The organism is Microbispora sp. KK1-11 (assembly GCF_006874435.1).
Classification (GTDB): Bacteria; Actinomycetota; Actinomycetes; order Streptosporangiales; family Streptosporangiaceae; genus Microbispora; species Microbispora catharanthi.
Map to the genome: position 1 here is coordinate 199091 of NZ_VIRJ01000011.1, position 14345 is coordinate 213435.

Consider the following 14345-nt stretch of genomic DNA (forward strand, 5'->3'; position numbering starts at 1 on the left):
ATTATGGATACCCCCCTGTCATGGGTGAACCTTTCTCGCTGAACCGGTTCGGCCGATCTGCCGCGGCGTACCCGGCGACGGGCCCGTCACCCGCGCCTGGCTGCGCTTTCTCGCTGTGATCGGGGCGGGTGGAGGTCGGGGAGGGATCACACCGGTGATCGGCCGTTGACGTGGTGGTCGCGCACCCAATACCTTGGCCGGACCTTATCCGGTTAAGTGGCGCGTTCGTCAGACACAAGGCGGGAGTCAGCGTGGTTGAGTGGCCGGGGACCCGGCGATGACCGTCCTCGCGGTGGACATCGGCGGCACGAAGTTCGCGGCCGCGGCCGTCGCGCCCGACGGCGAGATGCTGGCCCGTGCCGAGGTGCCGCTGCGCGGCCCCGGGTCGGCCGACCGGACGCTGTCGGAGGTCGTGGGCCGGATCACCGAGCGCGTGCCGCCCGCCCGCCTCGACGGGATCGGGGTGGGCTCGGCCGGGCCGCTCGACCCGCGCCGGGGCACCGTCAGCCCGGTGAACATCCCGGCCTGGCGCGAGTTCCCGCTGGTGGACACGCTTGGCGAGGTGCTGCCCGGCCGGCCCGTACGGCTCGCGGGCGACGCCCAGTGCATGGCGCTCGGGGAGTGGTGGCGCGGCCTGAGCGAGGACGGCGCGGCGCGAAGCCGGGCCATGCTCGGCATGGTGGTCTCCACCGGCGTCGGCGGGGGCTTCGTCCTCGACGGCGTGCCGTACGTCGGCCCGACCGGCAACGCCGGGCACATCGGCCACATCACGGTCGATCCTGGCGGCGAGGCGTGCCCCTGCGGCGGCGTCGGCTGCGTCGAGACCATCGCGAGCGGGCCCGGCATGGTCCGGTGGGCCGCCGCGAACGGCTGGACCGGTGAGGACGCGCGGGCGCTGGCCGCCGACGCCCGGGCCGGGCACCCCACCGCCATGCTCGCCTTCCGGCGCGCGGCCGGCGCGCTGGCCACCGCCGTGCTCACGGCGTCCGCCCTGTTCGACCTCGACCACGTCGTCATCGGAGGGGGCGTGGCCGCTGCGGGGCCGATCCTGTTCGACCCGCTCAGGCAGGCGATCGAGAGGAACGCCGGGCTCGGCTTCCTGCGGCGCCTACGGGTGGACCCGACCTCCCTGGGCCGCGACGCCGGGCTCTTCGGCGCCGCCGCCCTCGTCCTGCTGCAGGGCGACGACCCGGGCACCTGACCGGCCCGGGCCTCCCCGACCACACGTGACCCGCCAAGGCGACCCAGAGCGGCAAGCGGGTCACGGCCGTCAGCGGGCCGGGACACCACCCCGGCCCGCGGCCACCAGTGCGATATTTCCGTTTATGGGGCAAAGGTAGGCTGGAGGAACGAATCAGAATCGGGGACGCGCCATGACGGGAAAGCACGGGTGAAAGGCGCCACCGGCGCCGTAGGGCTGTCCCCCGACCTCGTGGCGGCGCTGCTCGAAGGCAGCGGCGAGGGCATCGTGCTGAGCGACGCGGACGGCGTCGTGACGCTGGCCAACGCGGCGGCGGCCCGCCTGGTGCCGGGGGTCGAGCCGGGCCTCGCCGCGCCCGCGCCGCTCGACTCCGTCCCTCCGGCCCCTGAGGGCCGGACCGTGATCCACAGCGGCCGGTCGATCCGGATCCGCGCGGAGGCGGTCAGCGGCGGCAGGCTCGCCTGGTATCTCACCGATCTGAACGCGGCGCGGCGGACCGAGTTCCTGCTGGAGGCCGGCCGCCGCCTGTCCGCCTCGCTCAACCCGCACCGGTGCGCCCTGGCCGCGACGGAGCTGGGCGCCGACTTCCTGTCCGACATGGCGACCGTGCTGCTGCCGCCCACCTCCCGCCGCCGGGTGGAGTGGGTGCGCGCCGTCTCCGGCCGGTACGGCCCGGAGGAAGGTGTCCTGCCGGCCGCCGCGGCGGCGGAGGTGCCCGGCCTGATCGACGCGCTCGCGGGCCTGCGGCACGGCATCGCGGGACAACAGGACCCGGGCGGCGCGCCGGACTGGCTGCTGCCGGAGGGGTTCGGCCCGGCCGGCCACCTGCTGGTGCTCCCGATGCCCGGCAACGGCGTGCCCGCCGGGGCGATCGTGCTCGCCCGCCGCGCCGGACGGCCGCCGTTCGACGACGACGACCAGGTGATGGCGCGCGACCTCGCGACCCGGGCCGGCGCCGCGATCTCGGCGGCATCCCTGTTCCGGCAGCAGAGCACGATCAACGCCATCCTGACCGGCGACCTGCTGCCGCCCGAGCTGCCGGAGATCGAGGGCATGCGCCTGGCCGGCCGGCTGCGGGCCTCGCAGCAGGCGGGCGCCATCGGCGGCGACTTCTACGACGTCTACCTGCCCGACGCGGCGCCCGACAGAGGGATCGTGGAGCGGCCGCCGCTGGTCATCCTGGGCGACGTCTGCGGCAAGGGCGCCCGCGCGGCGGTCCTGGCCGGTCAGGTCCGTCACAGCCTGCGTACGCTGCTGCTGCTGGAAAGCCGTCCCGACCGGCTGCTCGAACTGCTCAACCGGTCGCTGCTCGCCTCCCCGTCGCCGCACTCCTACGTCACGATGATCCTCGCCGCGCTGCGGACCGCACCCGGCGATCATGTGCTGGTCGACCTGGCCGTGGCCGGGCATCCGGCGCCGCTGGTCCTGCGCAGGGACGGCACGGTGGAGGAGGTCGCCGTGCGGGGTTCCATCCTCGGCGCGTTGAAGAAGATCACCCTGTGGCCCGTCACGCTCGACCTGGCGCCCGGCGAGGTGTGCCTGCTGTACAGCGACGGCATCACCGAGGCGTTCGGCGGCCCGAGCGGCCGGGAGATGTTCGGCGAGGATCGGCTGAAGGAGGCGCTGGCGACCTGCGCGGGAATGCCGGTCGAGGCCCTGGTGGAGCGGCTGGAGCAGCTCAGCACCGAGTGGCTCGGCGGCGGCCCGGGCGGGCAGCAGGACGACCGCGCCCTGCTCGCCGTACGGGCGGGGACGGGACGGACGGAAACATCGTGGTGACCAAGGACCTGGAGGCCGCCGGCGGGCGCTACCTGGACCTGATCGGCCGGGCCGACGAGTACGGCGCGGTCGACCTGGTCCTGGGCCTGATGGACGAGGGCGTCCCCGCGGAGGACGTGCTGCTGCGGATCGTCGCCCCCGGCCAGCGCCGGGTGGGCGAGCTGTGGGCGTCGAACGAGTGGTCCGTGGCGCGCGAGCACGGGGCGACCGCGGTCAGCGAGCGCGTGGTGGCCGCCGTAAGCGGGCGCGTCCGGCCCACGGCGACCCGCGGCCGGGTGGCCGTGGCCTGCGCCGACGGCGAGTATCACGCGCTGCCCACCCGCATCATGGCGGAGGTGCTGCGGCTGCGGGGATGGCAGGTCGAATTCCTGGGGGCCAGCGTGCCCGGCCCGCACCTGATCACGCACCTGCACCAGACCGGGCCCGACGTGGTCGCGCTCGGCTGCACGCTGCCGACCCGGCTGCCCCGCGCGCACGCCACCATCGCGGCCTGCCAGGCCGTGGGCATCCCCGTGCTGGCCGGTGGGGCCGGGTTCGGTGTCGACGGCCGCTTCGCCCGCCTGCTCGGCGCGGACGCGTGGGCGCCCACCGCCGACGCGGCGGCCGAGCGGCTCGCCGCCGGGCTGCCGTCCTTCCCCGCGGCCCACGACGGCCCCGGCGACGCCGCGGTTCATCTCGGTGGCGAGGAGTACGCGTACCTGACCCGGCACCGCGCCGACCTGCTGGCCCGCGTCACGGACACGCTCAAGGAGGCGTACCCCCCGATGGGCGGCTACAGCGCGCGGCAGCTGGAGCACACCGCCGAGGATCTCGGTCACATCGCCGACTTCCTGATCGCCGCGATGTACGTCCACGACGCCGCGCTGTTCACCGACTTCATCACCTGGACCTGCCAGGTGCTGGTGGCCAGGAAGGTGCCCGCGGAGTCCGTAGTGCTCGGTCTGGGCGTTTTCCATGATGTACTGACGGACTGCCCCCACGCCCGGGCGCTGCTGAACGAGGGCGTCGCCGCGGCACAGACGTGCTGTGCGGATCGCCGAACAGAGACGAGCGTCTGATGCAGGACACGCCCCCGTTCCAGGTCGAGTCGCTCACTCCCGAGCCCGGTGCGGCGCGCCTGATCATGACCGGTGAGCTCGACTACACCACCGCGGAGGACGCGTCCGCCGAGGTGGCCAAGACGCTCGCAGAAGGCGTCGACGTGCTCGAATTCGACCTGTCGGGGCTGAAGTTCATCGACTCGTCGGGCATGGCCGTCGTGATGAACGCCTTCAGCGACGCGGAGGAGCGCGGGGCGGCCTTCCGGATCGTCGGCCTCACCCCCTACCTGCGCCACCTGATCGAGGTCGTCGCCCTCGACGACGTGCTCGACCTTCCCAGGTGAGTTCCCTGCCCGGCTGAGACAATGTGCAGGTGAGCAGGCGTGCCGTCGCCGTCCGCGTCGAGGGGATCGTGCAGGGGGTCGGCTTCCGGCCCTTCGTGTACGGCCTCGCCACGCGGCTCGGCCTCGCCGGGCTGGTCGGCAACGACGAGCGCGGGGTCTTCATCGAGGTCGAGGGCGGCAGCGCGCTGGTCGAGGAGTTCCTCGCCGCGCTGAGCGGCGACCCGCCGCCGCTGGCGGTCATCGAGCGGATCAGCACGGGCCCCGCGCCCGTCACCGGCCGCAGGACCTTCGTGATCGCGCCGAGCGCGGCCGGTGGGGACCGGCACGCGCTCGTCTCGCCGGACACGGCGACCTGCGACGCCTGCCTGCGCGACCTGACCGACCCGGCCGACCGCAGGTGCGGCTACGCCTTCACCAACTGCACCGACTGCGGCCCGCGCTTCACCATCGTCCGCGACGTGCCCTACGACCGGGCGAACACGACGATGGCCGGTTTCCTGATGTGCGCGGACTGCGCCCGGGAATACCACGACCCCGCCGACCGGCGCTTCCACGCCCAGCCGGTGTGCTGCCCCGCCTGCGGGCCCCGGCTGCGCTTCATCGGTCCCGCCGGCGGCGACGACCCGCTGGAGCGGGCCGTGAGGCTGCTGCGGGAGGGCGGCGTGCTGGCGGTCAAGGGACTCGGCGGCTATCACCTGGCGGCGCTCGCGGCGGACGAGCCCGCCGTGGCGGCGCTGCGGTCGCGCAAGCATCGCGAGGACAAGCCCTTCGCGGTGATGGCGGGCGACGCGGCCGCGGTGCGGCGGCTGTGTGTGGTGGACCCGGCCGAGGAGCGCCTGCTGACCGGTCCCGCCCGCCCCGTCGTGCTGCTGCGGCGCCTGCCGGGCGCGCCCGTCGCGCCGTCTGCAGCACCGGGCAACCGGTGGCTGGGCGTGCTGCTGCCCTACACGCCGCTGCACCACCTGCTGCTGCGGGCGCTGGGCCGGCCCATCGTGCTGACCAGCGGAAACGTGTCCGACGAGCCCATCGCCTACCGGGACGACGACGCCCTGGAACGGCTCGGCGGCATCGCCGACGCCTTCCTCACCCACGACCGCCCCATCCACATCCGTACGGACGACTCGGTCGTACGGGTCTTCCGGGGCCGCGACCTGCCGATCAGGCGGTCGCGGGGATACGTGCCGCACCCGCTGCCGCTCGCCCGGGGGGCCCGCCGGCCCGTGCTCGCCTGCGGCGCCGAGCTGAAGCACACGTTCTGCCTGGTCAAGGATGACCGTGCGTTCGTCTCCCACCACATCGGCGACCTGGAGAACTACGAGACCCTGCGGTCGTTCACCGAGGGCGTCGAGCACTTCCGGCGGCTGTTCGACATCACGCCCGAGGTGGTCGCCCACGACCTGCACCCCGAGTATCTGTCCACGAAGTGGGCCCTCGACATGCTGGACCGGGAGGACGCGGACCTCGTCGGCGTGCAGCACCACCACGCCCACGTCGCCTCCTGCCTGGCGGACAACGGCGTCGCGGGGCCGGTCGCGGGGGTGGCCTTCGACGGCCTCGGCTACGGCCCGGACGGCACGTTGTGGGGCGGTGAGTTCCTCGTCGCCGACCTGGCCGGTTTCGAACGGGCGGGCCACCTGACGCCGGTGCCGATGCCCGGGGGCGCGACCGCGATCAGGCAGCCCTGGCGCATGGCGGCGGCCTATCTCGATCTCGCCTACGGCGGAGACGTCCCTGAGGACCTGGACGTCGTACGCCGCAACGCCGGGCGGTGGGCGGCCGTCGTCGCGCTGGCCCGCCGGGGCGGGAACGCGCCCCCCACCTCCAGCATGGGCCGCCTGTTCGACGCGGTGGCCGCGATCGCGGGCGTCCGCGACGCGATCACCTACGAGGGCCAGGCCGCGATCGAGTTCGAGCAGCTCGCCGATCCCGCGGTGGACGACGCCTATCCCTGCGGCCTCGTTCCCTCGGGCACGCGGTTCGCCGTCCCCGGCGCGGAGCTGGTCCGCGCGGTCGCCGACGACCTGCGCGCGGGTGTGCCGCGCGACCTCGTCGCCGCCCGGTTCCACAACGCCGTGGCCCGCGTCGTCGCGGACGGCTGCGCCCTGATCAGGGAGGCCCGTGGCCTGTCCACGGTGGCCCTGTCGGGCGGCGTGTTCCAGAACCTGCTGCTGCTCGGCCGGGCCGTGACCCTGCTGGAGGAGCGCGGCTTCACGGTGCTCACCCACCACCGCGTCCCGCCGAACGACGGCGGCGTCAGCCTCGGCCAGGCCGCCGTCGCCGCGGCCCGCGACTGTCCCCCCTGAACGTCATCTCAGTCGGGGTCGGCGGGAAGGGGGTCGAGCCGGTGCGGGCCGGGACCCTGGCTCGCCAGCTCGTCGTACGGATTGAGCAACCGGCAGGCACTCATGGAGACGCAGCCGCACCCGATGCAGTTGGTGAGCTCGCGCTGGAGCCGTTCGAGAGCTGCGCGGCGCATCTCCAGGTCGGCGGACCAGGCGCGCGCGATGCGTTCCCACTCTCTCCTGGTGGGCTTGCGGTCATGGGGGAGGTCCCGGAAGACCTCCGCCACGTCCCGCAGCGGGATGCCCAGCCGCTTCGCCACCTGGATCAGCGACACGCGGCGGATCATGTGCCGGGAGTAGCGCCGCTGGTTCCCCGCCGTCCGCCGGGAGAAGATCAGGCCCTGCGCCTCGTAGAAGCGCAGGGCGCTGACGGCGACCCCCGTACGTCGCGACACCTCGCCGACTGTCAGCAGATCGGCCGGATTCAGCTTCGCCATCGAGGTCCTCCCAAAGAGCTTGACCTCAACTTAACTTGAGGTTCCAGGATGGTGCCCACCGACGACTCGGGGAGGACGTTGTGAGCACCGTCAGCATCGCCGCACGACGTGCGGGACGGATGAGCCCGCCAGTGACCGCCGCCACCGTGCTGCTCGGCGTCCTGGCGCTGGCCATGGCGATCGCGGGCACCGCGGTGGCGGTCCCGCGCATCGGGAGCGACCTGGGCGTGTCGGCGGGGTCCCTGCAGTGGGTGGTCGCCGGCTACAACCTGACCTTCGCGGCGTTCACGCTCGTGTGCGGCTCGCTGGCCGATCTTTTCGGCCGCCGCCGCGTTTTCACCTTCGGTGCGGCGCTGTTCACGGTGGCGGCGCTGGTCAGCGCGGTCGCGGACGGCATCTGGGTGCTGAACGCGGCACGGCTGCTGGCCGGGGTGGGAGCCGCCGGGATGATGGCGGCGGGCGGCGCGATCCTGGCGGCGACGTTCGAGGGCGCGGCGCGTACGCGTGCCTTCGCCGGGATGGGCACCATGGCGGGCGTCGGCATCGCGATCGGCCCGAGCCTGTCGGGCTGGCTGATCGGCGAGTTCGGCTGGCGTGGCACCTTCGGCGTGAACGTCGCCGTCGGCCTGCTGGTCCTGGCGGGCAGCAGGTTCGCCCCCGAGTCGCGGGCCGCAGAACGCCCGCGCGTTGACCGCGCCGGGGCCGCGACCTTCGTCGGCGGGCTGGCCCTGCTGATGTTCGGCGTCATGCGGGGGCCCGAGCAGGGCTGGGGCGCAGCGCCGGTGCTCGGCGCGCTGGCGGCGGGAGCCGTGCTGCTCGTGGCCTTCGCCCTGGTGGAAAGCCGCAGCGATCACCCGGTCCTGGACCTGACGCTGGTGGGGAACGTGTCGTTCATGGGCTGGTGCCTGGGGACCCTGGCGACCTCGGTCGGCTTCCTGGGCGTGCTTGTCTTCCTGCCCACCTACGTGCAGGGCGTGAACGGAGTCTCGGCGAGCGAGGCGGGCGTGATGATGCTCATGCTGACCGCCCCTGTCCTGGTCGTCCCGCCGCTGGGCGGCTGGCTGGTGACCCGCGGTGTGCCCGGACGCGCTCTGATCACCGCGGCGCTGGCCCTGGTCGCGGCGGGCAACGCCTGGCTGACCGTGCTTCACCCTGGGATCGGGACGCTCGCGCTGCTCGGCCCGTTGCTGCTGATCGGCGTCGGGATGGGACTGTCGTTCGGGATCACCGACGGCCAGGCCATGAACGTCGTCGAACCCGACCGCGTCGGAGTCGCGGCAGGATTCCTCAACACCGTGCGTGGCACGGCCGAGGCGTTGGTCATCGCGGTGTTCGGCGCGGTGCTGGTCAGCATCATCGGCGCCAGGACCGGCTCAGCCGTCGCGGCGGCACGAATCGCCGCGGGCGACGTCGCCGCTCACGAACAGGCCGCGTTCACCGATGGGTGGCGGGTGACCCTCTGCGGCGTCGCCCTGCTCACCGCACTCGGCGCCGCTGCCGTGTTCTTCATGCTCCGGACGCGCCGCCCGCGCCACGGCTAGCCGCCCTGGTCGCCCGCGGGCAGGGTCGGGCTCTCCTCGTCGATGGGCCCCTCCGGCGCGATGCCGGTGGAGTCCTCGAGGGTGGAGCGGCCGTGCGGACGGTCGGTCTTGCCCTTCACGCCCGCCTGCTCCCGGCCGGGTTCCTGCTTCTGCTTGGCGAGCTCCTCGCCACCCCTGGTGATCGTCTCGCCCACGGTCACGCCCGACTCCTCCTCGGCGGACGGCTTCCGCCCGGGTCCGGGCTCGCCCGCGGCCTCCGGCCGGAACGCCAGGTCGCCCGCCCGCTTGGCCTCGGTGTCCGGTCGTTCGTTTTCACTCATGATGAAGTCACCTCCCGGTCAGCAGATCCGCGGCAGCGGGTCGCCGACCAGCACGTCGATGATCCGGGTGCCGCCGAAGGCGGTCTTCAGCAGCACCAGGCCCGGGGGATCGTCCCGCACGTGGCCGACGACCGCGGCGCCCTCGCCGAGCGGGTGGCCCCGCAGCGCGGCGAGCGCGGATTCGGCCGCGTCCCCGTCCACGACCGCGACCATCCGGCCCTCGCAGGCGACGTAGAGCGGGTCGATGCCCAGCAGCTCGCAGGCTCCGCGTACGGCCGGGTGTACGGGCACCGCGTCCTCCTCGACCACGACGGCGACGCCGGAGGCGCGGGCGATCTCGTTCAATATCGTCGCGACGCCGCCCCGGGTCGCGTCCCGCAGGCACCGCACTCCCTCACCCACGGCGGCCAGGAGGGCGGCGATCAGGCCGTTGAGCGGGGCGGTGTCCGACGTCACGTCGGCCTCGATGTCCAGCTCGCCCCGGGCCAGCATGATCGTGACACCGTGCTCGCCGACCGGGCCGGACACGAGGACGGCGTCACCGGGACGGGCGTGTGCGACGCCGAGGCGCGCGTCCCGCTCCAGCAGTCCCACGCCGGCCGTGGTGACGTAGCAGCCGTCGGCCTTGCCGCGCTGCACCACCTTGGTGTCCCCGGTCACGATCGACACCTCCGCCGCCGTGGCGGCCCGCGCCATCGACGCGCTGATCCGCCGCAGGTCCTCGACCGGGAACCCCTCCTCCAGGACGAAGCCGGCCGACAGGTACAGCGGCCGGGCCCCGCACACCGACAGGTCGTTCACGGTCCCGTTGACCGCGAGGTCGCCGATGTCGCCCCCGGGGAAGAACAGCGGGGAGACCACGTAGGAGTCGGTCGTGAACGCGAGCCGCGCGCCGCCCGCGCCGAACACCGCGCCGTCCTCGAGCGGCTCGAGCAGCGGGTTGCGGAACGCGTCGAGGAAGACCGCCTCGATCAGGGTCTGGGTCGCCTTGCCGCCTGCGCCGTGGGCCATCGTGATGTGCTCCTCGCGCACGCGGGCCTTCCGCTGTCGCGCGCGGTCGATGCGTTCGAGGACCTGTTCCTCACGGCTGGTCACCTCGTCGCCTCCCTCACCCGCTGCCGGGAGAAGCGGCCGAAGTTGTAGTAGGCCGCGCAGGCGCCCTCGGACGACACCATGCAGGTGCCGATCGGCGTCTCCGGCGTGCAGGCCGTGCCGAACACCTTGCACTCCCACGGCTTGAGCACGCCCTTGAGCACCTCGCCGCACTGGCAGGCCTTGGGGTCGGCCACCCGGTTGCCGGGTATGTCGAACAGCCGCTCCGCGTCGTACGCCGCGTACTTCTCGCGCATGCGCAGCGCCGAGTGGGAGATGAAGCCCAGGCCGCGCCACTCGAAGTAGGGCCGCAGCTCCATCACCTCGTTGACGGCCCGCAGGGCACGGAGGTTGCCCGCCCACGGCACGACCCGGGCGTACTGGTTCTCGACCTCCGACCGGCCCTCGGTGAGCTGGAGCAGCAGCATGTAGACCGACTGGAGGATGTCCAGCGGCTCGAAGCCCGCCACGACCAGCGGCTTGCCGTAGCCGCGGGCGATGAACTCGTACGGCCGGCAGCCGATGATCGTGGAGACGTGGCCGGGCCCGATGAAGCCGTCGAGACGCAGGTCGGGCGAGTCCAGGATCGCCTTGATCGCGGGGATGATCGTCACGTGGTTGCAGAAGACCGAGAAGTTCCGCACGCCCTCGGCCGCCGCCCGCAGCACGGTCATGGCGGTCGACGGCGCGGTGGTCTCGAACCCGATGGCCATGAAGACCACCTGGCGGTCCGGTTCGCGCCGGGCGATCTTCAGGGCGTCCAGCGGCGAGTAGACCATGCGGATGTCGGCGCCCTGGGCCGTGGAGTCGAAGAACGATCCGCGCCCGCCCGGCACCCGCATCATGTCCCCGAACGACGTCATGATCACGTCCGGCCGTTCGGCGATGTGGATCGCGTCGTCCACGCGGCCCATCGGGATCACGCAGACCGGGCATCCTGGGCCGTGCACCAGCGTGATCGTCTCGGGCAGGTAGTCCTCCAGCCCGTGCTTGTAGATGGTGTGGGTGTGGCCGCCGCACACCTCCATGAACTTGTAGGCCCGGCCCGGCTGGCACAGGCTCGCGATCCTGGCGGACAGCGCCCGCGCCTTGTCCGCGTCGCGGTACTCGTCGACGAAACGCACCGCCGCTCACCTCTCTATGGACGAGTCGCGCAGCGCCGCCAGCTCGTCCTCGTACGCCTGGCCGATGCCCTCCAGGAACTCCAGTGCGGCCCTGGCCTCGGCCTCGTCGATCTTCGACAGCGCGAAGCCGACGTGGATCAGGACCCAGTCGCCGGGCCGCAGGGGCTGGCCGTCGAGCAGGCCGATGTTGACGGCCCGCCGGACCCCGCTCACGTCTACCCTGGCGAGGTCAGTCTGGCCGGGCGGAATCTCCACGATCTCGCCCGGAATGCCCAGGCACATAGGACGCCTCCGCAGTGGTGTCGGGGTCGAGCTGGATGGATTCGAGGACGAGGCTGTCGCCGCCCTCGGTGTCGACGTCGATCCCGCCGCACAATCCGCAGATCGTGAGCGGGTCGGCGCACATCGCGGAGTGCCCGCAGCCCCGGCAGATGAGCCGTACGGGCTCGACGACCAGGTCGAGCGTCGCGCCCTCGGCGACGGTGCCGGCGGAGGCCAGGCAGAAGGCCTGGTCGAGGGCGTGCGGGGCGATGCGCAGCAGCGCGCCCGCCCGCACCCGGGCACGGCGCACCCGCCTGCCGTCGGCCCGGCGCTCCACGGCGTCGACCACGGCCTCGGCGATCCCGAACTCGTGCATCGGGGTCACATCCTTCTGATCCGCAAATAACGTCGGATGTCGGGCAGCGACTGGACGACCAGCACGGCCAGCCCGGCCGCGCCGGCCAGGAGCAGCACGGTGATCACAGGTCTGCGCATCCTCCCGCCTCCTTCGCGATCAGTTCGAGCACCAGGACGGCCGCTTCGGGGACCGCCGCCGCGACCGGCGGGCTCAGGTCCATCCCCGGCGTCACGTCGGCGGGCTCGCAGCCGACCAGCAGGACACTGCCGCCCCGTGGGAGATCGAGGCCGGAGGCCAGCGTGAGCACCGCGTCGGGGGTCATCGCGTGCGCGTCCACGAAGGCCGGCGCCGCTTCCGGGAGGGTGGGCTCCAGGACGCTGAGCGTGCCGGGGGCCCGTCCCGCCGGGATCGCGTCCACGAGGATCGTGAGGTCGTATCCCGAGGTCAGCTCGTAGGCGAGATGGATCCCCCGGATGCCGAAGTCGCCGACCTCCACCCCCTCGGGCACCCCGGTGGCGGCGAGGTGGCGGGCCACCGCCACGCCGAAACCGTCGTCGCCGAGGAAGACGTTGCCCACGCCGGCCACCAGGGTTCTCACGCGGGTTCCACCTCGTCCGGCGCGAAGTAGAGGAAGCGTCCCTGCTCGCGGTGGAGATCGGAACCGGGATCGTCCTCCAGTGTGACGGCCAGGTGATGCAGCCCGTCCACGTCGAGGAACACCGCCTCGACCCGGGCGACCCGCCCGGCCAGGAACATGTCATGCGCGTCGGCGCGCCGGGCGCCGGGCCGCAGCCGCACCCGGCTCCCCCTGGCGATCCGCACCCCGGCCACGGTCACGGCGTCGTCCTCCGGTGTCGTCCTGGTGGGGACCTCCAGGTGACGGATGGCGCCGTGGAGACGTTCGAGCAGTTCCGGCGGCAGGTCGGCGGCTCGTTCGAGGATCTCGGCGGCGCGCGGGTCGGTGACCCGGGCCTCCCGCTTCTCCTCCTCGGTGAGGGTCAGCGTGCGCAGCGTGAGCAGTTCGTCGATCTCGGTCGAGTCGAACAGGTCGCCCGGACTCTCCGGCGCGATGGCCGGGTGGTCGTACAGGATGATCGGCGAGGACAGCACGACGTCGCGGCGGCCGGGCTCGCCCACCAGGACCGGCCAGGTGTTCTCGTTGCGGCACTGCCGCGCCGCGGCCTCGGCCCACATCGGCGGATCGAGCAGCGAGACGAAGGCCCCTCCGCTCACCCCGATCAGCAGGTGGGCGGCGACCAGAGAGCGGCGCAGGGCCTCCTCACGCGGCGCGTCCGCCCGCTCCCAGTGGGCCGTGTTCTCCACCTCGACCCGCAGGCGGACCAGCCCGTACGGCCCGGGCAGCCGTTCGGCGGAGACCCGCATCTCCGCGTCGAGCCGCTGGTGCTCGCAGACGATCCGGCCGGTCCGCTCGCCGCCGGGGTCGGCGATGTTCTCGATGACGCGGTCGCCGGGCACCCGGACCTCGATCGTGCGCCGCCCATTCGTCACGTGTGTCAGGCTCAGCCTGGTGCGGGCCTCCCGCTCGGTGGCCTCGTCGAAGCTGAGGTAGTCGCGCCCGCCGACGGTCAGCTTCGGCACGGGCCAGTAGCCGTCGTCCTCCTCATGCTCGACCGTCCTGCTCCTGACGTGCAGGAACCGCAGGCGCACATCGAGCTGGGCCTCGCCGGGGGCCTCCAGCAGGCACTCGGTCACGCTGCCCGACGGCTCGCCGGGGTAGTTCGGCGGCACGAGCACGCCGAACTGCCAGCGCATGCGGTTCTTGGCGGCCGAGGCGCGGTAGGGGTAGAGCAGGTAGCCTTCGTACAGCACGGCGTCCGCGACGCGGCGGGCCGCCTCCATCGGCGCGGTCACCGGCCGGCCTCCTTCATGAGCAGCTCGATCGCCTCGTCGACGGTCGCGAGCACGCGTTCGGACTTGAAGCGGAGGACCTCGCGCACGGTGTCGCGGCGCAGCCGCAGCCACCCGGAGCCGGGGAAGGCGGTGTCGATCGTCTCGCGCCACACCCCGACCGGCAGACGGTGGCGGGTCTCGCAGTGCCAGGGGATCTGCCGCATGCTCACCCCGCCGCCGGAGCGGGCCAGCACGGTCCCGCTGAACAGCAGCAGCAGCGGGATCTCGCCGTCGTCCAGGGAGGCGAAGTATCGGCCCGCGGCCACCTCCAGGTCGTAGCCGCACGGCACGGTCAGGTCGATCTCCGTGCTCGCGGTGAAGGCGGGCACCATCGCCTGCGCCATGGCGAACTGCACCGGCCGCAGCGTGTCGCCCCACCGGGCCGGCTCGCCGAACAGGTCCGCCAGCAGCGCCGCCTCCTGCGGCCCGTACGGCCTGCGGCGCGGCTCGATCCTGATCTGGCAGCGCAGCGCGACGGCGTGGACGCCCTCGGGGGAGGGGTCGGTGACGCGCAGGCGGAAGACGAGCGTGGGCGAGGCCGCGTACGGCTCGGGCCGGACGCCCAGGCAGTCGAAGCGGAGACCATCGTCCAAGG

General features: G+C 73.2%; 16 protein-coding genes. 6 read left to right on the forward strand and 10 right to left on the reverse strand.

The annotated features are described in order from the left end of the window. Nucleotides 1-277: 277 nt before the first annotated feature. From FLW16_RS18295 to hypF, 5 genes are all read left to right on the forward strand, one after another. Nucleotides 278-1201 (forward strand): ROK family protein, encoded by a 924-nt coding sequence (locus FLW16_RS18295; RefSeq protein ID WP_142561302.1) that lies wholly within the window; start codon nucleotides 278-280, stop codon nucleotides 1199-1201. A 189-nt stretch (nucleotides 1202-1390) separates the two neighbouring features. Continuing rightward, nucleotides 1391-2980: a PP2C family protein-serine/threonine phosphatase gene (locus tag FLW16_RS18300; RefSeq protein WP_142561303.1), complete on the forward strand. Its 1590-nt coding sequence runs from the start codon at nucleotides 1391-1393 to the stop codon at nucleotides 2978-2980. Beyond that, nucleotides 2974-4038 (forward strand): B12-binding domain-containing protein, encoded by a 1065-nt coding sequence (locus FLW16_RS18305; protein ID WP_260615368.1) that lies wholly within the window; start codon nucleotides 2974-2976, stop codon nucleotides 4036-4038. The genes FLW16_RS18300 and FLW16_RS18305 overlap by 7 nt, the downstream gene beginning before the upstream one ends. Continuing rightward, the gene (locus tag FLW16_RS18310; RefSeq protein WP_142561304.1) at nucleotides 4038-4364 is read left to right on the forward strand and encodes an STAS domain-containing protein; all 327 of its coding nucleotides are present in this window, start codon (nucleotides 4038-4040) and stop codon (nucleotides 4362-4364) included. The genes FLW16_RS18305 and FLW16_RS18310 overlap by 1 nt, the downstream gene beginning before the upstream one ends. Before the next feature lie 29 nt (nucleotides 4365-4393). Beyond that, the gene (gene hypF, locus FLW16_RS18315) at nucleotides 4394-6667 is read left to right on the forward strand and encodes a carbamoyltransferase HypF (RefSeq protein WP_142561305.1); all 2274 of its coding nucleotides are present in this window, start codon (nucleotides 4394-4396) and stop codon (nucleotides 6665-6667) included. A gap of 8 nt (nucleotides 6668-6675) precedes the next feature. Here hypF and soxR read toward each other — a convergent pair whose 3' ends face one another. Then, a complete protein-coding gene (soxR, locus tag FLW16_RS18320) occupies nucleotides 6676-7143 on the reverse strand; it encodes a redox-sensitive transcriptional activator SoxR (protein ID WP_142561306.1) in 468 nt (155 codons plus the stop codon). 80 nt (nucleotides 7144-7223) lie between these two features. Between soxR and FLW16_RS18325 the strand changes: the two genes are divergently transcribed. After that, nucleotides 7224-8684, forward strand: coding sequence for an MFS transporter (locus FLW16_RS18325; protein ID WP_260615370.1), 1461 nt, complete (start codon nucleotides 7224-7226; stop codon nucleotides 8682-8684). On the opposite strand, the gene FLW16_RS18330 is transcribed toward FLW16_RS18325, so the two are convergent. From FLW16_RS18330 to FLW16_RS43755, 9 genes are read right to left on the reverse strand one after another with little or no spacing between them, the layout of a single operon-like run. After that, nucleotides 8681-9004, reverse strand: coding sequence for a hypothetical protein (locus FLW16_RS18330; protein ID WP_142561307.1), 324 nt, complete (start codon nucleotides 9002-9004; stop codon nucleotides 8681-8683). The two genes, FLW16_RS18325 and FLW16_RS18330, sit on opposite strands and share 4 nt — an antisense overlap. An 18-nt stretch (nucleotides 9005-9022) precedes the next feature. After that, nucleotides 9023-10099, reverse strand: coding sequence for a hydrogenase expression/formation protein HypE (gene hypE / locus FLW16_RS18335; RefSeq protein ID WP_312847144.1), 1077 nt, complete (start codon nucleotides 10097-10099; stop codon nucleotides 9023-9025). Next, nucleotides 10096-11220, reverse strand: coding sequence for a hydrogenase formation protein HypD (gene hypD, locus FLW16_RS18340; protein WP_142561308.1), 1125 nt, complete (start codon nucleotides 11218-11220; stop codon nucleotides 10096-10098). Before hypD ends, hypE begins: the two co-directional genes overlap by 4 nt. A 6-nt stretch (nucleotides 11221-11226) precedes the next feature. Then, nucleotides 11227-11502, reverse strand: a complete 276-nt coding sequence (locus FLW16_RS18345; RefSeq protein WP_030510833.1) for a HypC/HybG/HupF family hydrogenase formation chaperone — start codon at nucleotides 11500-11502, stop codon at nucleotides 11227-11229. Further along, nucleotides 11450-11857 (reverse strand): hydrogenase maturation nickel metallochaperone HypA, encoded by a 408-nt coding sequence (locus FLW16_RS18350; RefSeq protein WP_142561309.1) that lies wholly within the window; start codon nucleotides 11855-11857, stop codon nucleotides 11450-11452. The genes FLW16_RS18345 and FLW16_RS18350 overlap by 53 nt, the downstream gene beginning before the upstream one ends. Nucleotides 11858-11862: 5 nt before the next feature. Next, on the reverse strand, nucleotides 11863-11976 hold the full coding sequence (locus FLW16_RS46210; protein ID WP_396686526.1) for a DUF6893 family small protein: 114 nt from the start codon (nucleotides 11974-11976) through the stop codon (nucleotides 11863-11865). Then, a complete protein-coding gene (locus FLW16_RS18355; RefSeq protein ID WP_142561310.1) occupies nucleotides 11961-12437 on the reverse strand; it encodes a hydrogenase maturation protease in 477 nt (158 codons plus the stop codon). The genes FLW16_RS46210 and FLW16_RS18355 overlap by 16 nt, the downstream gene beginning before the upstream one ends. Then, nucleotides 12434-13711, reverse strand: coding sequence for a hypothetical protein (locus FLW16_RS18360; RefSeq protein WP_221891141.1), 1278 nt, complete (start codon nucleotides 13709-13711; stop codon nucleotides 12434-12436). Before FLW16_RS18360 ends, FLW16_RS18355 begins: the two co-directional genes overlap by 4 nt. Then, nucleotides 13708-14343, reverse strand: coding sequence for a DUF6084 family protein (locus FLW16_RS43755; protein WP_185949481.1), 636 nt, complete (start codon nucleotides 14341-14343; stop codon nucleotides 13708-13710). Before FLW16_RS43755 ends, FLW16_RS18360 begins: the two co-directional genes overlap by 4 nt. Between the last annotated feature and the right edge of the window lie 2 nt (nucleotides 14344-14345).